Raw genomic sequence first — 20,140 nt, 5'->3', positions numbered from 1 at the left:
TGACTAACTTCATTTTTCGAGCAGAAGGTTATTGATAGAACGATGAAAAGATCATCAAGTTCTTTGAAATGATCCGAAGTTTCAAGAAATTCATGACTGATCAGTCTAATATCTGAGAATTTCAGGTTTATTTCATTGCATGTCGTGTTAATCTTATTTCTTCTTTTTGTGTGATAGTTTGCATAGCAATCCTTTTGGTCTTTTAATTGCTTTCTGCGACAGGAATATATATGTCATTACGAGCAAAGCTAATATGGCCGATTCTCGCTTTCATCACGGTCATCTTTGTTACATCTCAAAGTTACACGTCATACATTACTTATCAATCCGCGAAACATGAACTGGTTGATCAAACCAAGGTTCTCATCAACGATGTCTCTCATTCAATTAAAGATGCGCTCGCAACAAAGAACAAGCAACAAGCACAATTGATTTTGGCTGATTTCTTGAAGGAGCCAAACGTATCACGCGTCAAGCTTTACGACAAAGAGAATCAGTTATTTGCGATCTTTACTTTGGATGGTGCGACGCTCCCTTCGCCGACAGTGACAGAGCGTAGTCGTTTGCATGAGGTTGGTTACGCTCTCTAGGCACACTTTCTTTATGTATTAGAACCTATCATTCATGACGGCAAGGTTGTCGGTGCAATACGGGTCACTATTTCTCAGTTGCCTCTGATGGAAGTGAGAGATGCGCTTCTCCAAGATGGGCTGCTGTTTTTGGCTATTCTTTTGGTCGGCAGTGTTGTGTTTTACTTTGGTGTAGAGCGTCGCGTACTGCGACCAATCATTGAAGTGAATCGTGCGCTTCAGGACGTAGCAAATGGTCATCATCTTAGTGGCCGTATTGAGCATCGCGCAAAAGATGAAGTCGGTGAGTTGGTGTCTTCTTTTAACTTCATGCTCGATCGCCAACAAAGATTGGAGAAACAACGTAAGCACAGCTTGGAAGTATTAGAGCGCCGTAAAGCCTTCGCTGAAGAAGTCGTGGACTCTATTCAAGATGCACTGATCGTGACTGACAATTTAGGGCGTGTAATACATTGCAATAGGGCGACACATCGAATTTTTGAAAAGACCTACCATGGTATAGAAACCGCTAACATTTGTGATTTGATTCAAACTAAAACACCAAATGAGCTCAGACAAATTCTGAGTCGTGGCTTAGAGTGCGATGACATTCACCTTGAAAATAGGGAAGGCGAGCAGCAGCTGAGCCTAACGAGCCGACTTCTTAGCAAGCACGGCTACCTTTTATTCGTGATTCAAGACATTACTGAAATTGAAGAAGCGATGAATCGTCAGCGTGTTGCGGGGCGTGTGTTTGAGAGCAGTCAAGATGGACTTGTTGTACTGAATCATCAAGGCATCATTACCATGGTGAACCCCGCAGTGACCAAACTTGTTGGTTTGGATTCGGACCAATTAGTTGGTAAGCCATTCATAAAATCTATTCGCTGGCGCAAACTGCAAGCCATGATGCCAAGTATCCTCGAGTCGATCGATAACTATGGCATGTGGCAAGGGGAAGTCATTGAAAAGAATAATTTAGGTCAGCTCATACCTATGTTCGCAAGAGTAAATCGTATCATTAAGAGCGAAGATCATAATGCGTATGACATGGTGATTATTTTAACCGACCTCTCAAGTGCAAAAGAGATGGAGCGTCTAGAATACTTAGCTCATCACGATGCGTTGACGGGGCTGGCGAATCGTTCCAAGTTCCACCTAGAGCTTGAAGAATTAGTACAAAGATCTGGCTATCTACGTGACGAGTTTGCGGTACTTTATCTCGACTTGGAAGGCTTTAAAGGTATCAACGATACTTATGGTCATGATGCGGGCGATGAAGTGCTCAAGATCGTTGCTAAACGTATGACTGGTGCAACGCGGCACAGCGATTTAATCGCACGCTTGTCTGGCGATGAGTTCGTAATGTTGGTTAATCCTGCCAATCAAAAAATCGTAACACGAATCGCGGAACAGTTACTTGAGACGATTTGTTCGCCAATTGAATACCGAGGCTCACTACTTAAAGTTGGCGTTAGTATTGGTGTGAAACTGGTTGGTGTAAATGAACGAGATGCGACCAGAATTCTTAAGAGCGCGGATACTGCTATGTATCAAGCGAAGAAAGCGGGTAAAGGCCAAGCAATTTTAATGGGTTGCGAATCCCCAGATATAGTTTAAAAATGGGCTAGAAACCTTTAGACTAGCCCGATTCGCGTCAGAAGGAATGATAAAATGAAAGTACTTGTTACGGGTGGTATGGGCTACATTGGCAGCCATACTTGTATTCAAATGATCGAAGCTGGTATGACACCAGTGATTCTCGATAACCTTTACAACAGCAAACCAACCGTGCTCGAGCGCATTGAAAAAGTTTGCGGCGTAAAACCAGTATTCATTGAAGCTGACATTCGTGACAAAGCCGCGCTTGTCGATGCAATGAAAGCGCACAACATTGAAGCCGTTATCCACTTTGCTGGCCTTAAAGCGGTGGGTGAGTCTGTAGAAAAACCACTGGAATACTACGACAACAACGTTAACGGTACGCTTGTTCTGGTTGATGCAATGCGCGAAGCCGGCGTTAAATCTATCGTATTTAGCTCTTCTGCAACGGTTTATGGTGATCCAGCTTCTGTGCCAATTATGGAAGATTTTCCAACAAGCGCGACAAACCCATACGGCCGCAGCAAGCTGATGGTAGAAGAGTGTTTGACTGACTTCCAAAAAGCAAACCCTGATTGGAGTATCACGCTGCTTCGTTACTTCAACCCAGTTGGCTCTCACCCAACGGGTGAGCTTGGTGAAGATCCACAAGGTATTCCAAATAACTTGATGCCATTCGTTTCTCAAGTTGCAGTGGGCCGTCGTGAATTCCTATCAGTATTTGGTAGTGATTACCCAACAAAAGACGGTACAGGCGTTCGTGACTACATCCATGTAATGGATCTTTCTGATGGTCACGTAGCGGCATTAGACAAAGTAGGTAACAAAGCAGGCCTTCATATTTACAACCTTGGTACAGGCAACGGTTACAGCGTACTAGAAATGGTAAAAGCGTTCGAAGCTGCATCTGGTAAAGAAGTTCCGTTTAAGCTGGTGGATCGTCGCCCTGGTGACATTGCTGAATGTTGGGCTGACCCTTCAAAAGCAGCTAACGAACTTGGTTGGAAAGCGGTTCGTACGCTTGAAGAGATGACAAGTGATACTTGGCGTTGGCAGTCAAATAACCCACAAGGTTACCCAGACGCTTAGAACTTTAAGTTTTACACCTTATTAACAAAAAGGCGCAGTTATGCGCCTTTTTTGATCTAAATCGGAAAAATTCGTAAATTACTGGTTAAAAGGTAGCTTCAATGAATAGAAGTGCTAAACTATGTCCGATTCTTAATTTAGGTCGTAAATTTTCTCAAGACTATCGGGGTAGTTCATGGAACTTGGTCTAATCATCACTTTCATCGTAGCAGCAGCAGTTATGGTGAAGAAAGAGATGGCAAAGCAGTAAGTTTTCATTTTTCATTCTTTTCTTAACATTTTTGAAATGAAAACGGAAAAAAAGCCAGCATAATGCTGGCTTTTTTGTGTTTGTAGTGTGGAAGAAATGTTTTTCTGAGAAAAGCCTGTAAAGTATAAAAAGTACGTTAATACAGCTTTTAAGAGTTTACATAAAATAAAAAACGCCTGACACTCTCAGGCGCTTTTCACTATATCGCTAAAAATCAAATTAGAACTGGTAGTCTACCGATACACCCCAGTTACGGCCAGGCTGGCTGTAAAAATCGGTGTTGTCGGTGTTATCAAGGCTGCGAACGTCTTGGTATGTCCAATATTTCTTGTCAAACGCGTTGAACAACCCTGCTGATAAAGTCAGGTCTTTCATTGGCATATAGTAAGCGGTAATATCCATTACACCATAACCTGATGAGTCAATTTGGTCTTCGTCAGACCAGTCATCTTTTTTCGCTGCTAACTTAAGAGAAGCTAGGCCACCGAAGTGATGCTCTACGTTATCGTAACCCAAACCGATTACAGATGATAATGGTGCGACACTATCTAGAGGTTTACCCGTTGATTTATCTTCACCATCTAGGTAGGTAATAGACAATTTAGTGTACATACCTTTAGGAGCATCAAAGCTTTCATCAAGTAGAAGAGTCGAGCTGAATTCCACACCCGAAATATCCACTTCATCACGGTTCACAATAGTGAAGCGATCTTTGTTCGGATCGTTACTCGGCAAATCTTCTGCATCGATAAAGTCTTTATACTCAGTGATGAAGCCCGTAAGTTCGAATTGAGCAAAATCATTTTGTCCGCGGAAGCCAATTTCGTAAGACAAACTCTTTTCTGCTTCTAGATTTGGGTTCGGAACGAATTCAGCACCAGTGTCGTACTCGTAGTAAAGCTGCTCGACAGTTGGCGCTTTAAAACCTTGGCTGATTTGAGCGAATGAGCTTAGCTTCTCATTGATGTGATAGACTGCTCCAAGTTTTCCCGTCAAAGAATCGTTGCTGTTTTTCTTGCGCTCAGTGTTGAAACCTTCATCTGAAGAAGGGTCAGCTTCAAATGAGTCATAACGAATACCAGCATTAAGAACAAGCGTATCTTCTAGTAAGAACGCGTTGTTTTGAAGGAAAACACCCCATTCAGTTACATCTGCATCTGGAATCGTCGTTGCACCAGGGCGGCTGGTACCGTTGTCATGGAAAATATCGACGTTTGTTAGGCTAAAATCTGTTTTAACGAAGTTTAAACCGTAAGTAAGCTCATGAATGGAATTGTCTGTGGTAATTACTTTATCAAACTGTACATCTAGTTGACGCGACTTATCTTCTGCTTGTCGAAGACGCGTACGGTCACCGTCATAGCCAATGTAGCCCATATGATCAGCAACGTTAGAGAAGTTTGAGTTTTTACTCTCTGTGGTCTGAAAATTGAGATCTAATTTCATCGCGTCAAAAATTAAATTTTCTTTAGTTAACTCGTAGTTGACCCCATAACGTGTACGCGTCATCTCATCGTTGCTTTTAGAACCAGAGTAGGTAACACCTGGACTTGGGCCGAAGTTAAGAGTGTAATTACCATAACGATTATTTTCGTCGTAACTGTAGTCATAGCGCTCAAAGACAAACCCAAGTTTGAACACATCACTGGCTTTGTAGTAGGCTTTTGCAAGAATGTTACTTAAGTTTTTATCAGCAGGATTCTCCAAACCTCTATTGGGACCATCAATATCTGAACCGTCACCAAAGGTTTTAACTTCACTACCGCTTGCGTATGTTCCCATTAATAGTGTTTCAAGGTTCCCTTGGCGCATTGCCCAAGTTAATGTGTTCTTGAATTGCTCATCAGCAGAGAAGTAGCTTGATTTAATGCCAAAGCGGTTTTCATCACCATCTGTTTTCAAAACATCTGAGGGATCTTTTGTTTTTAGAACCACGACGCCACCCATTGCATCTGAACCGTAAAGGGTTGAAGATGGGCCTTTGTTAATCTCAATGCTTGTGAGTGTGTCAAGTTCAATAGCATTTGGATAAATAGCTTGAACCGCACCGCCTCCTGGATTGAATGGAGTGGCTTGCTGAACGCCATCAATAACGATTTTAACTCGGTCGCCTTCCATTCCTCGAATGTTAAAGCCAGAGATACCGAAACGACCTGAAGTAGTAGCTTCAACGCCAGGAGTGTACTGAACGGCATCATACAGATCTTTCGAAAGAGAACGCTCAATATCTTTAGAAGATACCGATTCCACAGAAGCTGATACGTCATTAATGTTTTGCTCGGTACGAGTCGCGGATACAACCACTTCATTAAATGTTGAACTATCTTCAGCGTAAGCACCTTGGGAGAGGGCGATAAGAATAGAGGCTGACAAAATTGATTTTTTATACATTGGCTTCAATACCTTAAATCCATAAGAGGCAATAACAACGTATGGCATCTTAATGCCTGCAAATGATAATTACTATTGTTCGCATTGTTATTATATTTGCTAATTCTGCTTGAATTACAATCATGCGTTCTAATATATTTAGTCTATTCAATGTGTTAACGTATCCAATACTTGTTCAACAAAATTAGTAACTATTTTAATTAATGTGATGAGAGTCACTAAAAGGAGTTCGTGTGCAAAGTCCTATTACATTAGAAGCTCTGCATATATTGGATGCAATAGATAGAAGGGGCAGTTTTGCTGCTGCCGCGAACGAGTTAGATCGCGCGCCTTCGTCACTCAGTTATCAAATACAAAAGCTTGAACAAGACCTTGATATCAACATTTTTGACCGTTCAGGCCACAAAGCACATTTCACTGAGGCGGGAAAATTGATACTTGAACGTGGCAGGGCGATTCTACAAGCAAGCGAAAAGCTCGTTAATGACGCCACCTTGCTCGCTAATGGGTGGGAGCTCGATATTACGGTCGCGTTTGATGGCATTATTCCGATTTCAAACTTTTTCTCAATGGTCGACGCGCTAGCCAACGTAAGTAGTACGCGGGTAAGACTACAAGAAGAGATTCTCGCGGGGGGATGGGAGTCACTCAATACAGGCCGTGCAGATCTGCTCGTTTGTCCTCCGCTAGACACTTTACCTCAGGACGTAAAAGCAGAAAATATCGGTAAAATGAGCATGGTATGGGTGGCTGCATCCGATCACTATGTACATAAACGGAGTGGTGACTTCGATGATGCTGCGAGGGCGAAATACCGAGTGATTGCGATCGCGGATACGGCAAGAGAACAGCCGGCAATGTCGATTAATGTTATGCAGAAACAGCCAAGGCTCACCGTCACGAACTTTCCCGCGAAAGTGGAAGCACTGACTTCCGGATTGGGGATAGGCACTCTCCCAAGCCAAATTGCTCAGCCTTTGATTGAAAGTGGCGCCTTAAAGCGAATCGAAGGTACGGAAGATCAGCCGGTCGACATTATTCTTGCGTGGCGCAGAAACGCGATGGGTGAAGCGAAATCATGGTGCGTTCAATACTTAAAGAAGAATTGGAAATTAAAGTGATGCTGTAACTTTATTTTAGTTTTGCAAGGCAAACAGTAAAGTTCGTTCAACAAAGGGACGCGATTAAGCGTCCCTTTATTTATTTTTAATCAGTTATGCCGATCTTTCTCTTGATAGGACTCAATTAGTTGAGAGGAAGAATCATATCGGCAGTACCATCAGCGAACTGTACATCCAATTCAAAACCCAAACTTTGCGCGAGTGACAACATACCTCGGTTGGTTGGCATTGTCATACCAGACATCTGCTTTGTGCCTTTCGCTTGGCAGTAAGTAATGATCTTTTGCATCAACACTTTGCCTAAACCTTTTCCTTTTAAATCTGAACGCACCAAAATGGCAAACTCTGCATCGCTGTTGTCCGGAGTAATCAGCGCGCGCGCTACACCGATGATGGAAGGACCGTTCTCATCAAACGCCACTGCAACAAACGCCATTTCTCGGTCGTAATCGATTTGAGTGAGATTCGCGAGCGCTTCATGGTTGAACTCGCCAACGTCAGAAAAGAATCGGTTGTACAGATCTTCTTTAGAGACACTATTGATGAACTCTGCGTGGATAGGTTCATCTTCCGGCAAAATAGGACGAAGCAGAATAGGTTGGCCATCTCTCAATGTGACGGTTTCAACAAATTCGGCAGGGAAAGGACGAATCGCTAACCGTTCTTGCGCATCACCTTTGTATTGCTTCAATGTTACGTCGGCATCAATAATGGTTAAGTCACTACCAGATACAAGCACTGGATGTATATCCAGTCTCTCTATTTCTGGCAACTCAACCGCCATTTGAGAGATACGAACTAAGAACTTAGACAGTTCGGTGATGTCTAGCGCATCTTTATGTTTCTGTAATCGAACCTTACCTGATTTCAGTGCAATAACAATTAAGTAGCGCGCCAGGTTCATATTGAGCGGAGGCAGGGCTGCAACCGCATCTTGCGTGATATTCCAATCTGAACCACCTTGCCCAAGTAAGATCACCGGCCCGAACACCTTGTCCACCGCGATACTGACGCGCAACTCTTCGGCGCTACCAAGCTTCGCCATCCCTTGTACCAAAAGGCCTTGAAGATTCGCGGCAGGGTAACTGAGCTTCGCGGTGTCTAAAATCGCTTGTGCGGCACTCGAGACTTCTTGGCTGTTACGTAGGTTAAGTGCGACACCGTGTACATCCGATTTATGAGGAATGTCAGGAGAGCGAAGTTTTACTGCCACCGGATAGCCGATGTTCTCTGCCATATGTACGGCTTCTGTGACTTCCGAAGCGATCCAAGTAGGGAGAATATGAAAACCAAACTGCTCAAATAGTGGACTGGATTGGTGGGTGTCTAGTGTTACTGTGTTTTTATCCAGTAATTGTTCGCGGGCCCACTCGCGCGCAGAATTTACACTACCAGAGTGTAATGGTTCCGCCGTCGTTGGTGTTTCCATCAGTTGTTTTTGGTTACGCCTGTATTCGACTAAGTGCATGTAAGCGACAACGGCACTTTCTGGCGTTCGGTAAGTAGGTATGCCAGCTTGAGTTAAAGCAAGACGAGCTTCCCGAGAGGTTTGTTCGCCAGACCAATTAGTCAGAATATTAAAGTGTTTGTGTCTCGGATGGGCTTGAATAGCTTCAATTACCGCGTGGGCGGTTTCCAAAGAGTCAGACACAGCAGAAGGGCTGTGCATGATCAAAATCGCATCGGCACAGTCGTTATTCATGAGCGTGTTTATCGTATCGACATAGCGCTTTTTCGTCGCATCGCCGGCAAGGTCGATAGGGTTCACACCACGCCAATTGGCTGGTAATACCTTGCTTAACTGATCGGCAGATACCTCATCAAGTGAAGCAAGCTTACCGCCGCGTTCTAGCAACGTATCTACTGCCATAACAGCAGGTCCGCCACCGTTAGTAATGATCGCAAGACGTTCACCACGAAGTGGAACAGAGTGGGTCAGAGTTTCTACAGCGGCAAACAATTCGTGAGTGTTACCTACGCGTAGCATACCGGTTCTACGAATCGCCGAGTCATAAATCACATCCAACGAATCAACGTCTTGATCACCCAGAGTTCTAGCCTGAGTCGATTTACCGGCTTTCAAAACCAAAATGCGTCGGTTACGAGAGGCTGCACGAGCAGCAGACATGAAGCGGCGCGCATCTTTAATCGTATCCACGTAAAGAAGAATGGCCTCTGTTTTTGCATCCATACTTAAGTAATCGAGCAATTCTGCAAAATCAACATCTTGTCCTTGGCCAATAGAAATAAAAGAGGAGAAACCGATATTCTTGTCATTCGCCCAATCTAATACCGTTGTGCAAACGGCTGCGGATTGAGAGATAAAAGCAATCTTGCCGGGTAACGCAGCAACAGGAGAAAACGAGCAATTGAAGTTATGCCAAGGGAGAATAACGCCAAGACTATTTGGCCCAATAACTCGGATGTTTAAGTCAGCAACATCGATATTTTCGGCATCGTCAGAAATAACAATCGCGAATTCTGTCCCTCGCTCATCCAGTTCTTTCAGTAACTTCTTATTGCGTGCCACATTAGTACAGAGGATGGCGATATCAGGGGTATAGGGCAGGGAAGCAATGTTTGGATAAGCAATAACACCAGACACCGAATTGTATTTTGGTGTCACCGGCATGATGGCCCCGCCAAAACCACTTTGAAGCAAATTGCGCATTACAATTTGGCCTGCGCGCAGCGCTTTTTGAGATGCACCAATCACAGCAACAGAATTCGGTTTGAAGAGTTTTTGTAGCTTATTCATTGGGACTCCTTTGCCATCGAGAACGGTCGGTCATTCCTCATACAATCATAAACGAATAAGCTTCTCTTTAAATATGAACAAGCCAGACATTGGTGCAAAACTAAACCATGCGTACAGAGTTTGTGTCGCTCATCACACCAAAATCACAGTTTATTGTGTTTGGTGCTTGATAAAATAGCCTGCTATCGGCATGATTTATCGTAATATTTATCCAGAGCGTTTGTTACTTCATGAAAAAAATCGCAATCATCGGCTTGTCAGTACTGCTTTCTGCTTGTGCATCGGAATCTTACATCACTGACGTAACGTCAGAAAGCTACCGAGAAGACTACCAATCTCAGTCTATTTCAAAGCCAATTATGTCGTCTGAGAACGCAGTGGTAGAGAAAGACGTAGAACCAACAGTCGTAAAAATGACTGCGAAGCCTGAAGAGAAAAAGGTCGTTAAGTTAACACCTAAAGATCAGGCGAAACCAGTTAAGATCATTCCGCCTAGCAAGAAGCAAGCGGGCATCCAACGCTTTGGTTACACCATCCAAGTTGTTGCCGTAGGCAGCCAAGCAAAAGTCGATCAGTTTGCGCGTCAGCTACCACAAAACAGCCAGCCAATTTGGGAAAACTACAAAGTTGTAAATGGAACTAAGTGGTTCTCAGTACTTTACGGTGACTACGCAACAAGTGCAGAAGCAAAGCAAGCAATCTCGACATTGCCAACGCATTTCCAACAGCTTAAGCCATTTGTGAAAAGCATTGATGCCATTAAGAACTCGGCTTATCCAACGCTTAACAAACTAAATTAATAGAACAAGAGAAGGGAGCGTTTTGCTCCCTTTTTTCTTTGGTCAAATCCTATTCGAACAGCATTCCTCACAGTAAAATTACTGTACGTTACTACTCAAAGGTTTATCATACTGAATAGTATCTTTTGGAGATCACGGAAAGATTGATTCATGATTAAAAATATTCTTTTACTATGCGGTGGCGGCTCTTCAGAGCACGAGATTTCACTACTTTCTGCAAACTTTGTAGAGCAACAGCTGAATCTGATTGAAAACGTAAGCGTTACACGCGTAGAAATCAAAAATGAAGGTTGGGTAACAAACCAAGGTGAATTGGTTTATTTAGACCTTAACCGGAAAAAGCTGTGTTCAGACAACCTAAGCCTAGACGTTGATTTCATTGTCCCTTGTATTCATGGTTTCCCTGGCGAAACCGGTGACATTCAATCTATGTTTGAAATCGCGGGCATTCCTTACCTAGGCTGTGGCCCTGAAGCAAGCAGCAACAGCTTCAACAAAATCACATCTAAGCTTTGGTACGATGCGATTGGCATTCCGAACACTCCATACTTATTCTTAACACGTAACGATGAGCAAGCTCATGAACAAGCGTTACAAGCGTTTGATAAATGGGGAAAAGTGTTTGTCAAAGCTGCACGTCAAGGTTCTTCTGTAGGTTGTTACAGTGTCACCGATAAGCAATCTGTGTCCCAAGCTGTGAACGATGCATTTGGTTACTCAGAGCAAGTCTTGGTAGAAAAGTCAGTCAAACCTCGTGAACTGGAAGTTGCCGCTTATGAGATGAACGGCGAGTTACACATTACTAAGCCTGGTGAAGTGATAGCGCCTGATGGTGCCTTCTATTCTTACGATGAGAAGTACAGCACGTCTAGTCATTCACTGACTGAAGTAGAAGCGAAAAACCTGACAGAAGAGCAGGTGGAAGCGATTCGAGTTGCTTCGGAAACCGTCTTTAAGCAAATGAATTTACGTCATTTATCGCGCATCGACTTCTTCCTAACAGAAGATGGTGAGATTTACCTTAACGAAGTCAACACCTTCCCAGGAATGACGCCAATCTCGATGTTCCCGAAAATGCTACAAAACAACGGTCACAAGTTCCATGAGTTCTTAGCAGATTGTATTAATACTGCAATCTAACTAACGTTACCGTCGTTCATTTTGTGGTAAACCTAAGCATAACTGAGTAATGGCACAGTACTAAACTTTGACTATTACTCGGTTGCATTTATGATTGTATCAAAGCACTAAATAGATGGCTCAGTGGTATGGCAATTTCAAATTATAGAGGTTTTAACCTGCAATCAGGCGGACCTGACGGTGCCGTTTGGAAGGTCAAGATCAAGAACCACGTTCTACAAGGCAGTTTAACGGCGGTAAAAAAGAGCATAGATTGGTGGTGTGACACGGCATCTATCATTGACCCTAAAGAGTTTGCGACTCTTGGTCAGAGAGCGCAAAGCACCAGCAGTCCAACATCTGAAGTATTTAACGGCTACACGATAAAGAACGATACAGGATTGGCAAATTCTTGGTACTGTATGTTCAACGGCAAGTTGATAAAAGGTGCCAAACCTGCCATTCAACGCCATATCGAAGCGTATTTGGTTGCAAAACAAAAAGCGCTACAAGCACAACAACAAAAGAAATAAGAATATGACACTCGTATATTCAACAGAGACTGGTCGCATCAAACCAGAAGAAGAAAAAGTCGAACGTCCTAAAGGCGACGGCATTGTTCGTATTCAACGACAAACCAAAGGCCGTAAAGGCAAAGGTGTTTGCATCGTGACGGGTTTGGATTTGGATGACGCGCCACTGAAATTACTAGCAGCTGAACTTAAGAAAGTTTGCGGCTGTGGTGGCTCTGTAAAAGATGGCAACATCGAAATCCAAGGTGATGCTCGTGACAAGATCAAAGCACATCTTGAAAAGAAAGGTATGACGGTAAAATTAGCCGGTGGTTAATTCAAACTGAGCAAAAGATTTTCAAGAGCGTCGACTATGACGCTCTTTTTTTTATCTGCAGTTTGGACAAGTTTGTAGAACTTAACCCAGATAAACATCTGCAAAGCACGACACACAAAACAGCTATTGAAAGAACCCCAGCTAATAGCAGAGCAAGCAATCGTAGATTGATAGATCCATATTAGCTATTTTATGGTAAATAACGGTTATGTTTAATGACGCTATCCAAAGCGCCGTATTTTAAAATCTGAGAGGGATAGGAGACCAATCCAGAGAAGATTTGGTGTACGTTGATATGATATTTAACATAATATACATAATGCGAACTGTTGTAGTGATTCCACTGGGCTTGAAAACGCTACGGCAAATCCCGCACAAGCCATTGAAATACTTGGTAATCCAAGCCCGTTAAACTTTTTTGCAATGTTCGCCCAAGCTTGTTGAGCTTCGAACGTTTTCGCTTTATCAGCTGCTAGATAAACAAGGACAGATTCTGTATCTGCTCCAATCTCTTTTGCCAGAAAAAGTGCTTCATTTTCCGAGAGATACCTTTGCCCGTTTCTTATCGCACTAATCTTTTGACGACTTAAACCTAAATCATGGGCAACTTGCTTATCTTGGATATAGTTCTTCGCCTTTTTGTAGGCATCTAACAGTTCATTTGTGTACATAGGAATCCTCCAGTCCTGATTATTGTATACCCACAGTCCACAAAAAGCGGGCTTTACAGTCCTGATTTTTGTGTCTTATAGTCCACACAAATCAGGACTCATGTACTTCAGTCCTTAATTTTAGACCACCTTGGTTTGGGCGTTTGCCCTTGACGCTTTCGTCTGGCCTCGGTGGTCACTCCTAACTAGTCAAGGTGGTTTCTATGTCAAAATTCTCTAGCTTAATCGAGGTTAATCCTCATAACCCTTCAATACGTTCTATAGATTTCGGAAATCTTCGTCTTACTCATTTTGGTAATCAAAACGCCTATAGAATCCGAATTTCATTTTGTGATATCGGTGTTCACTACTCACAAGAAACGTATGTGTTACCGAGTCAACTTGAGCATGTTATTGAAATTGACCAACACGGTGAAGTTTGGGTAGTCCTTCGAGATGTAGACAACCGTCAAATTTTTCTATCTGTAGCCTGTCAGCATGCCTATGCATCAATCTGTGAACTTTTCTCAATGCCTGTCAGTGATGCTGTTATTCGCGCCTTTGAGATTGAGGAGCAACTTGCAGTAAAGCGTGACGCCGTAACTGAGTCTAACTCAGAGGCATAACCCATGAACGAAGCCCAAACCATCTATTACGATTTGTTGCCTGATTACACGGTTTCTGTGTTGGTCAAAGGCTGTGAAGAATGGGATTTGCTTAAGTCTATGTCTCATCTTGAATCTTGGGCTTCGTCTGAATTTGTCTCTTACGAGTTGGTATCTATCACCAACACCACTTACCAAGAACGCGTTGATTTAGGGGTCTTCGATGACTACTGCAACTAACATCCTTAAGAAATTCGATGAGCAGTCTGTTCATATTGACTACCTATGTTTTACATTTGCAGTCAAGGACTTACGCCATTGTCACAACGCGATTCAACGTCTGCACAAGCATGAGGAATACAAAGGTTTAGCACCTAAATCACTGTTACAACGTAACTGTAAAGCACCCAAATTCCCTGCTCCACCTCAGTTTAATGCGACCATCGCAGGCACTGCTGAAGAGATTGAAGCGTACAACAACGCCTTTGATATCTGTTACCGCAATTACCTAGAAGATTGCCTGCGCATCTTCACCAATCAGGTGCTTGGCTTGTCGCTTTCTGCACCTCGTGGTCTTGGCTTTCAGTTCTATTCTGAATCTATGAAGTTGACCTCACCAGACGGTGAAGACTTCTGTGGTTTCGTGGGTATTGGTGGCAACAATGACACGGTGCATTTCCAAATTAATGGCACTGGTTGTAAGCATGTGTTTGCCCGTCGCGCGCCTTGGTCGCTGCATGATTGGCTGGCAAACGTTCTTGGTGTTCAAACGCTCGCGCGTGTCGATCTCGCTTACGATGATTACGACGGTATCTTTGATTGTGAATACGCGCGCAAGGCTTGGAATGATGATGCTTTCCGTACAGCTGAGCGTGGCCGTAATCCAGTTCTGCATGTTGACCATACGATTGCGGGCTTTCGTGATGGCCGTCCTGATTACACCAAAGAGCAATACTCTGTCGGCTCTCGCACTTCTCGTATCTACTGGCGTATCTACAACAAGGCTCTTGAGCAGAAACTCGCGAACACGGGTTTGGTTTGGTATCGCTCAGAAGTCGAACTAAAAAAATGGAACATCGATGTGCTGTTGAATCCTGCTGGCGCGTTCGCGGCCATCAACGACTTCGCAGCGTCGATTTCTACTGCAAAACAATTCAATACAAAACCTGTCCCGACTAAACGTGCGGCGCTCGACCTGTTGGCTTCGGCTCACTGGATGCGTCGCCAGTACGGGAAAATCCTGAACTCTTTAATCGAATTCCATGAGGGCGACATTGAAACCGTTGTCGGCTCGCTCGTCCGTGATGGAACCAAATTCACCTTCCCCGATACCTACGGCAAGTTGGTGACTCACATATTGGAGACCTAACAAATGGCTAAATCTGTTTTTGTCCTAGGCATGGACATCACTTGGAACTCGGCACGTGGTGACAGTGCGCAACTGAACATCTCACGTCCACTACGTGAAATTAACTCGGAGAAATTCAAGCGCCGCACCATCGGCGAATCTGGCGACGTTAACCCGCAATGGGATCAACCTTTAATGATTGAACACAGTTACGCCCTGCTCCTTGAGCGCACTGGTGCTCTGGTTCCTCGTCGTGAGTACCAGCTACAACTTGAAATCAATCCAGAAGATCCATTGGCGGGTGCCATCGTGACAGCACTCATCCCTGTTGATGCAGAAATTAAGAAGCACTTCGAAGCTTCAATGAAGGCTCAAGGTTAACAACAACTTATGACAGTTTCAGTCTGTGCTCAGGTTCTTACCAATGGTGACATTAAGGCTTTGCCTTATGAGCCTTTGGATAACTGCACCTTTCTCATTCTCAGCAATGACGAAGTCAAACGCATGAGCTTGGGCAAAGATTTGAACTTCGATATTGATGCGGCATTTTTTACCGAAATCACGGGTTATTTGCTGCTTTCATTCGTGTCTGGGCATGTGCTCGGACGGATCCTTAAAGGGCTCGGTAGAGCCTAACTTACTCATTTGGAGATATAACTATGTTGAAGAACACACTTAAAAACGCAGCTAAAGTTTCTGTTTTAACTGTCGTTTCTAGCTCTGCTTTTGCTGACGGCTCGGCGGTAACAACAAAAATCAATGAAGCGGTTTCTCAAGGGCAATCTAACTACACGTTAGTTGTCGTTGGCATCCTTTCCATGGCTGCTATTGGTTTCGGTCTTTACATGATTAAAGGCACTATGCGTTCTTAATTATGCAGGAGACTTTGACCTCCATATTAACTTTACTTTTTGCCATCGCTCACACTTCTGCTTTTATCGGTGGTTTCAAGTCTGGTATCAACGCCTCCTAGAGAGGCGTTTTTTATAGAGTTATTTATGAGAAATTTCACTTTTTTTTTGTTGGCTAGTCTTTTGTATTTGCCACTTTCTGCCTCTGCCTCTAATAGCTATGAACAATATTATCTTGGTTATAATTGTGGCGGTTCTAGTCTTCCTACTAGTTCATTAGATTCTTTATTAGCAAGATTCCTTACTGGTACTCAATGTGTAGGTTCCACTTATAAGCCACTTTATGATGGTAAGATTGATGGTGGTCAGCTTTGCGGTAAAATGAAAGATCACGGTGCTGAGTATTGTGAAACATGGAAAAAAACAACTGTTTTTTGTCCTGATGGTGAAATCCTAGATGAAAATGGGCAATGTGCTCCACCGCCAACGCCTTTCTGTGAGGAACAATCAACGATTGATGCAATGAGTCAGTATCATGACTCATGTACTGCCAAAGGTGGTACACCAAAAATTTTCTGTGACAACAATACCCAGTCTTTTGATGCTGATTGTGAACTTCCTGACCAACCTTGTAATCCTGATTCCGATGATTGGCCTGCTTGCATGGACGATGACCCCGAACCTGACCAATGTGACTCCACCTCTCCAGACTGGGTTGATTCTGTGGGCAAGTGCTGCAATGAAAGCAATAACTATTGCGATGAAAAACCGCCAGAACCGTGCACTATTTTTAATAGTGACGCGCCTCACTGTCAGAACGACGATGATGACATTGAGCCCCCAACGCCTGACGACGATTTAGAAGATCCTGAATTCCCTGACTTTCCTGATACTGGCGGCTCCGGTGATTCTGATGGCTCTGGTAATTCTGACATCCCCGAACCGCCTGTTGATGATGAAAGTGACGCTAATAAGGCAATCAAAGCGCTTAACAAGGATATGAACAAACAGCTAACTCAAATCAACAATGATTTGAACAGCAACCACAAAACTTCTTTGGAGGCGTTAGGATCTCTTAAGTCTTCTTTGGATCTCAATACTAAATCCGTCGTCGATGGTGCTAACCATACTGCTTCTGCTGTTAACTCACAGACTTCTGTCTTAACTGAACTTGGCAACAAAACGAATGGATTATTGAAGTCCATCAATGGGCTTTTAAAGGGGGGGTTTGATCGTTTAAACGAGTCTTTAGAAGGTTTGAAGGATGCTCTAAAAGTCGATCCTGTTGCTGTTAATCCCCAACGTTTGTACGAATCAGGTGATCTTTCTCGATTACGTTCGGAGGTTGAATCTTTGAAGTCAGACTATGAGGCTGAGCTTCGTAGTATGAAGTCATATTTCAACTTCACTTCTGGTGTTTCCTCTGGTGATTTTAATTCTCACGATTTGGCTCTTAACTGGCATGGCCACGCCGTGACTGCAACTAATCAAGTCTTTATTTCGATGAGGGACAACGCCTCGATCATCGCGGCTGTTGTCCTCTTTGTGTTTGGTATTGCTGGTATCAAAGAGATTATGAGGGTTTAACGATGATTGAATTTTTTGATTACATGGCGAACGTGGGCGCAACTGTCCTTGGCTACTTTGAAGCTCTTCCTTCGTTTTTCGATGATTTTTTTGTTTGGCTTGAAGTTTGGTGGATTAAAGCAAAATTAAGTGCATCACTTTATTTTGTGAAGATCAGCTTTCTCGTTGCAAAAACTCTACTTGAAGAAATTGGTTTCGCTACTTTATTTGTTGAGCTGTTTAACAAGCTTCCATCTGAAATTCGTTACTGGTTTACCCTTTACAAAGTCCCTCAAGGCTTTTCGCTTTATGTCAATTGTGCCACTACGGCTATGGTGATGAGGATGTCTCGATAATGGCTATTACTATTCGCACGGGTGGCAACGGCTCGTATAAATCAGCGTATACTGCTTGGTTTACAATTCTTCCTGCATTGAAAGCGGGTCGCGTTGTTGTGACGAATCTTGAAGGGATGCAGCCTCTCCATATCATCGAGGAGCGGCTCAATATTAAGTTTCCATCCACGACCAAGTTAATCCGCATCTTTTCGCGTTCTGAAGTCGGCATCGACTTATGGCAGCACTTTTTCTGTTGGTGTCCTCTGAATGCACTTGTTGTTATCGATGAATGTCAGGACATCTTCTCCAAGAACGTTGGGTTCGATGGCCGTAAGATTAAACAGCGCCCTCTTTCGGACTTTCTAGATCATCTACCTGACTGGTATCAAGAGTTCTTTGACTCTCGGCACGTTCCCGTTAATTTGGAGACACTGAAAGAGTCTGAGATAGATGACTTGGGCTGTGCTGAATACGATGAAAATGGCCGGATTATCTACCCATTGACTTACAATGAGGGCTTTATGCGCCATCGTAAGTACAACTGGGACATTGAACTTTTGTCACCAGATTGGCAACAGATAGACAGCTCAATCAAAGCATGTGCAGAGCAAGCATTCTTTCATAAGAATCGTGACAAGATGTTTTTTGCTAAAAGAAAGCCCTATATATATCAGCACCCTACCAATGTCACTAAGCCGGTCATTCCAATTAAAAAAGACCCTGGTCTATTCACTGAAAAAGTCCCAATTGAGGCACACCTGCTTTACAAGTCTACGGGGACAGGTGCCATCACTAAATCAGGCGGCATGAATACACTTTTCCGCTCTCCTAAGTTTCTGTTTGTTTGTCTCTTTATCGTTTTATCTGTGGGGTATGTTATTTATGGCGTTTTGGATCTTCTTATTAAAGATGAAAGTCAGACTTCAACAGTCGAATCTCAAACGGCTGATGTGGTGCAAACTGTGGAACCTGTTCACTCTGAGCAAGCTTCGCAGGGTTCTCAAGGGGATCCTGTTTTATCTAATGGTGGGACTGGCTCTACGCTTCATCAGCAAGGCGGTGATCCTTTTGTTCCTATAACTGACGTTCTCTATTTTCAGGGGCTTGAACGAGCCTATATCTCTGGTTTTCATACCTCTAAAAAGCGTTATTACGTCAAGGGTAAGCCTTACACTGATAAGAGAACCGATATTGTCATCAACGCTTACACCACAACGGGCACCTACTCAATCAATGCAAACTACCTAAAAGCCATCGATGTCCAATTTGAAGTCCTCGATTACTGCCTGATGGTTCTAAAGAGAGGCGAACTACAGTCTTTGCTCACTTGTGAGCCAAACGCCCTACCACAAAAGGAAGCGTATACCGACATCGTTCAGGTTGGCGCTGAAAAGGCTAAGGCAATCACGGACAACTCATATTTGCTTTAGCCACTAGTGGCCACAAGTAGTACTTTTCGGAGAGTAAAATTTATGAATGAATATGTAACACATGGGCAGTTGGTCGAAATCATCGAGCTGTTCGACCACCTCTCAATGATGAACGCGATCATCACTATCATTGTTTACGATCTCTTTCGCAGCGGTGTTCGAATGCTGTCTGATTATCTTAATAAGGAAAAAGGACAATGAACATATCACCAGAAGGATTTAAGCGTGCGGTCTACAACTCACCGTTTGGGGCGTTCGCTCTCGTTGGCCCGCCCACAATCACACAGTACCAAGAACGAAGGCTATTTGTGCTGAGGCTTGAGATAGCAATGAGCAAGGCCATATATGGGTAAGTTCATTTGCTATCAAAATACGAACCGGTACCAGGATTAATCATGACATTTTGCAATCGTAACCGAACCAGGGAACCAGCTGCAGCAAGGAAAAATGATGGCAATTACCATTAGAGATACACAAGAACACTCCGAAATGCTCTCACAACTCAAAGAACAAACTGGCACGTCAACAATGAGTAAAGCGTTGCTCAAAGGTGGCTATGATGCGCTTAGGTACAAAGAGCTATACCTAGCAGAATGTAAGAAGAACAAACAGCTTAGAGATGAGCTCTATCAGCACACTGAAGCGATAAGTGACTATGTGAGTGCGCTGGATGGCCTACGAGAACTGGCAGAATAAGTGGGCATCGCCCCGACCGAAGGGAGTCACCGAGATATAAGGAGTTGCGAAGCGACGACGAGGCACCAAGCCGCTCACAAAATTCAACATAGCGTAACAATCAAATCG

Annotated in this window: 20 protein-coding genes and 1 pseudogene; 18 read left to right on the top strand and 3 right to left on the bottom strand. The window is 43.5% G+C overall.

The window, feature by feature from the left end; genetic code table 11:
• Positions 1-230: 230 nt before the first annotated feature.
• A pseudogene (locus A8140_RS18505) lies at positions 231-2,189 on the top strand (diguanylate cyclase domain-containing protein).
• A 54-nt stretch (positions 2,190-2,243) separates the two neighbouring features.
• Positions 2,244-3,260: a UDP-glucose 4-epimerase GalE gene (gene galE / locus A8140_RS18500; RefSeq protein ID WP_005531327.1), complete on the top strand. Its 1,017-nt coding sequence runs from the start codon at positions 2,244-2,246 to the stop codon at positions 3,258-3,260.
• Positions 3,261-3,729: 469 nt separating this feature from the next.
• Here the strand turns inward: galE and A8140_RS18490 are convergent, their stop codons facing one another.
• Positions 3,730-5,901 (bottom strand): TonB-dependent hemoglobin/transferrin/lactoferrin family receptor, encoded by a 2,172-nt coding sequence (locus tag A8140_RS18490; protein ID WP_038863218.1) that lies wholly within the window; start codon positions 5,899-5,901, stop codon positions 3,730-3,732.
• Between the two features lie 233 nt (positions 5,902-6,134).
• Here A8140_RS18490 and A8140_RS18485 point away from each other — a divergent pair, with 233 nt between their 5' ends.
• Positions 6,135-7,022 carry a LysR family transcriptional regulator gene (locus tag A8140_RS18485; protein WP_005531328.1) on the top strand — a complete coding sequence of 296 codons (888 nt, stop codon included), beginning with the start codon at positions 6,135-6,137 and terminating at the stop codon, positions 7,020-7,022.
• Between the two features lie 124 nt (positions 7,023-7,146).
• Here the strand turns inward: A8140_RS18485 and A8140_RS18480 are convergent, their stop codons facing one another.
• Positions 7,147-9,780, bottom strand: coding sequence for a bifunctional acetate--CoA ligase family protein/GNAT family N-acetyltransferase (locus tag A8140_RS18480; protein WP_005531331.1), 2,634 nt, complete (start codon positions 9,778-9,780; stop codon positions 7,147-7,149).
• Between the two features lie 230 nt (positions 9,781-10,010).
• Between A8140_RS18480 and A8140_RS18475 the strand changes: the two genes are divergently transcribed.
• From A8140_RS18475 to yciH, 4 genes are all read left to right on the top strand, one after another.
• Positions 10,011-10,580, top strand: a complete 570-nt coding sequence (locus tag A8140_RS18475; RefSeq protein ID WP_005427030.1) for an SPOR domain-containing protein — start codon at positions 10,011-10,013, stop codon at positions 10,578-10,580.
• A 150-nt stretch (positions 10,581-10,730) separates the two neighbouring features.
• On the top strand, positions 10,731-11,720 hold the full coding sequence (locus A8140_RS18470) for a D-alanine--D-alanine ligase (RefSeq protein WP_005531333.1): 990 nt from the start codon (positions 10,731-10,733) through the stop codon (positions 11,718-11,720).
• Between the two features lie 128 nt (positions 11,721-11,848).
• On the top strand, positions 11,849-12,232 hold the full coding sequence (locus A8140_RS18465; protein ID WP_005531335.1) for a DUF3319 domain-containing protein: 384 nt from the start codon (positions 11,849-11,851) through the stop codon (positions 12,230-12,232).
• 4 nt (positions 12,233-12,236) lie between these two features.
• Positions 12,237-12,548: a stress response translation initiation inhibitor YciH gene (gene yciH / locus A8140_RS18460; protein ID WP_005531338.1), complete on the top strand. Its 312-nt coding sequence runs from the start codon at positions 12,237-12,239 to the stop codon at positions 12,546-12,548.
• A gap of 302 nt (positions 12,549-12,850) precedes the next feature.
• Here yciH and A8140_RS18455 read toward each other — a convergent pair whose 3' ends face one another.
• Positions 12,851-13,219: a DUF3693 domain-containing protein gene (locus tag A8140_RS18455; protein WP_005531340.1), complete on the bottom strand. Its 369-nt coding sequence runs from the start codon at positions 13,217-13,219 to the stop codon at positions 12,851-12,853.
• A 203-nt stretch (positions 13,220-13,422) separates the two neighbouring features.
• Between A8140_RS18455 and A8140_RS18450 the strand changes: the two genes are divergently transcribed.
• From A8140_RS18450 to A8140_RS18400, 11 genes are all read left to right on the top strand, one after another.
• Complete coding sequence (locus tag A8140_RS18450) at positions 13,423-13,824, top strand: hypothetical protein (RefSeq protein WP_005531342.1); 402 nt, start codon at positions 13,423-13,425, stop codon at positions 13,822-13,824.
• A 3-nt stretch (positions 13,825-13,827) separates the two neighbouring features.
• Positions 13,828-14,043, top strand: a complete 216-nt coding sequence (locus A8140_RS18445) for a hypothetical protein (protein ID WP_005531344.1) — start codon at positions 13,828-13,830, stop codon at positions 14,041-14,043.
• Complete coding sequence (locus tag A8140_RS18440) at positions 14,027-15,172, top strand: replication initiation factor domain-containing protein (protein WP_005531346.1); 1,146 nt, start codon at positions 14,027-14,029, stop codon at positions 15,170-15,172. Before A8140_RS18445 ends, A8140_RS18440 begins: the two co-directional genes overlap by 17 nt.
• Before the next feature lie 3 nt (positions 15,173-15,175).
• Positions 15,176-15,532, top strand: a complete 357-nt coding sequence (locus A8140_RS18435) for a DUF1293 family protein (protein ID WP_005531348.1) — start codon at positions 15,176-15,178, stop codon at positions 15,530-15,532.
• Positions 15,533-15,541: 9 nt separating this feature from the next.
• On the top strand, positions 15,542-15,787 hold the full coding sequence (locus A8140_RS18430; protein ID WP_005531350.1) for a hypothetical protein: 246 nt from the start codon (positions 15,542-15,544) through the stop codon (positions 15,785-15,787).
• Positions 15,788-15,810: 23 nt separating this feature from the next.
• A complete protein-coding gene (locus A8140_RS18425) occupies positions 15,811-16,023 on the top strand; it encodes a hypothetical protein (RefSeq protein ID WP_005531352.1) in 213 nt (70 codons plus the stop codon).
• Between the two features lie 126 nt (positions 16,024-16,149).
• Positions 16,150-17,589, top strand: a complete 1,440-nt coding sequence (locus A8140_RS18420) for a hypothetical protein (protein ID WP_005531354.1) — start codon at positions 16,150-16,152, stop codon at positions 17,587-17,589.
• 2 nt (positions 17,590-17,591) lie between these two features.
• Entirely contained in the window at positions 17,592-17,924 is a 333-nt protein-coding gene (locus A8140_RS18415) for a DUF2523 family protein (RefSeq protein WP_038863206.1), read from the top strand.
• A complete protein-coding gene (locus tag A8140_RS18410; protein WP_005531358.1) occupies positions 17,924-19,336 on the top strand; it encodes a zonular occludens toxin domain-containing protein in 1,413 nt (470 codons plus the stop codon). Before A8140_RS18415 ends, A8140_RS18410 begins: the two co-directional genes overlap by 1 nt.
• Positions 19,337-19,378: 42 nt before the next feature.
• Complete coding sequence (locus tag A8140_RS25455; RefSeq protein WP_005531359.1) at positions 19,379-19,537, top strand: hypothetical protein; 159 nt, start codon at positions 19,379-19,381, stop codon at positions 19,535-19,537.
• A 249-nt stretch (positions 19,538-19,786) separates the two neighbouring features.
• Positions 19,787-20,032 carry a hypothetical protein gene (locus A8140_RS18400; protein WP_005531361.1) on the top strand — a complete coding sequence of 82 codons (246 nt, stop codon included), beginning with the start codon at positions 19,787-19,789 and terminating at the stop codon, positions 20,030-20,032.
• The last annotated feature ends 108 nt before the right edge of the window (positions 20,033-20,140 follow it).

The sequence above is a fragment of the Vibrio campbellii CAIM 519 = NBRC 15631 = ATCC 25920 genome, assembly GCF_002163755.1.
In the GTDB taxonomy this organism is placed as follows: domain Bacteria; phylum Pseudomonadota; class Gammaproteobacteria; order Enterobacterales; family Vibrionaceae; genus Vibrio; species Vibrio campbellii.
This window is presented reverse-complemented; position numbering and strand designations above follow the sequence as displayed.

Coding starts and splice junctions, on each gene's coding strand:
- A8140_RS18430 (WP_005531350.1), top strand. CDS start 15,542: ATGACAGTTTCAGTCTGTGCTCAGGTTCTTACCAATGGTGACATTAAG.
- A8140_RS18435 (WP_005531348.1), top strand. CDS start 15,176: ATGGCTAAATCTGTTTTTGTCCTAGGCATGGACATCACTTGGAACTCG.
- A8140_RS25455 (WP_005531359.1), top strand. CDS start 19,379: ATGAATGAATATGTAACACATGGGCAGTTGGTCGAAATCATCGAGCTG.
- galE (WP_005531327.1), top strand. CDS start 2,244: ATGAAAGTACTTGTTACGGGTGGTATGGGCTACATTGGCAGCCATACT.
- A8140_RS18415 (WP_038863206.1), top strand. CDS start 17,592: ATGATTGAATTTTTTGATTACATGGCGAACGTGGGCGCAACTGTCCTT.
- A8140_RS18490 (WP_038863218.1), bottom strand. CDS start 5,901: ATGTATAAAAAATCAATTTTGTCAGCCTCTATTCTTATCGCCCTCTCC.
- A8140_RS18420 (WP_005531354.1), top strand. CDS start 16,150: ATGAGAAATTTCACTTTTTTTTTGTTGGCTAGTCTTTTGTATTTGCCA.
- A8140_RS18410 (WP_005531358.1), top strand. CDS start 17,924: ATGGCTATTACTATTCGCACGGGTGGCAACGGCTCGTATAAATCAGCG.
- yciH (WP_005531338.1), top strand. CDS start 12,237: ATGACACTCGTATATTCAACAGAGACTGGTCGCATCAAACCAGAAGAA.
- A8140_RS18480 (WP_005531331.1), bottom strand. CDS start 9,780: ATGAATAAGCTACAAAAACTCTTCAAACCGAATTCTGTTGCTGTGATT.
- A8140_RS18455 (WP_005531340.1), bottom strand. CDS start 13,219: ATGTACACAAATGAACTGTTAGATGCCTACAAAAAGGCGAAGAACTAT.
- A8140_RS18475 (WP_005427030.1), top strand. CDS start 10,011: ATGAAAAAAATCGCAATCATCGGCTTGTCAGTACTGCTTTCTGCTTGT.
- A8140_RS18425 (WP_005531352.1), top strand. CDS start 15,811: ATGTTGAAGAACACACTTAAAAACGCAGCTAAAGTTTCTGTTTTAACT.
- A8140_RS18440 (WP_005531346.1), top strand. CDS start 14,027: ATGACTACTGCAACTAACATCCTTAAGAAATTCGATGAGCAGTCTGTT.
- A8140_RS18445 (WP_005531344.1), top strand. CDS start 13,828: ATGAACGAAGCCCAAACCATCTATTACGATTTGTTGCCTGATTACACG.
- A8140_RS18465 (WP_005531335.1), top strand. CDS start 11,849: ATGGCAATTTCAAATTATAGAGGTTTTAACCTGCAATCAGGCGGACCT.
- A8140_RS18470 (WP_005531333.1), top strand. CDS start 10,731: ATGATTAAAAATATTCTTTTACTATGCGGTGGCGGCTCTTCAGAGCAC.
- A8140_RS18400 (WP_005531361.1), top strand. CDS start 19,787: ATGGCAATTACCATTAGAGATACACAAGAACACTCCGAAATGCTCTCA.
- A8140_RS18450 (WP_005531342.1), top strand. CDS start 13,423: ATGTCAAAATTCTCTAGCTTAATCGAGGTTAATCCTCATAACCCTTCA.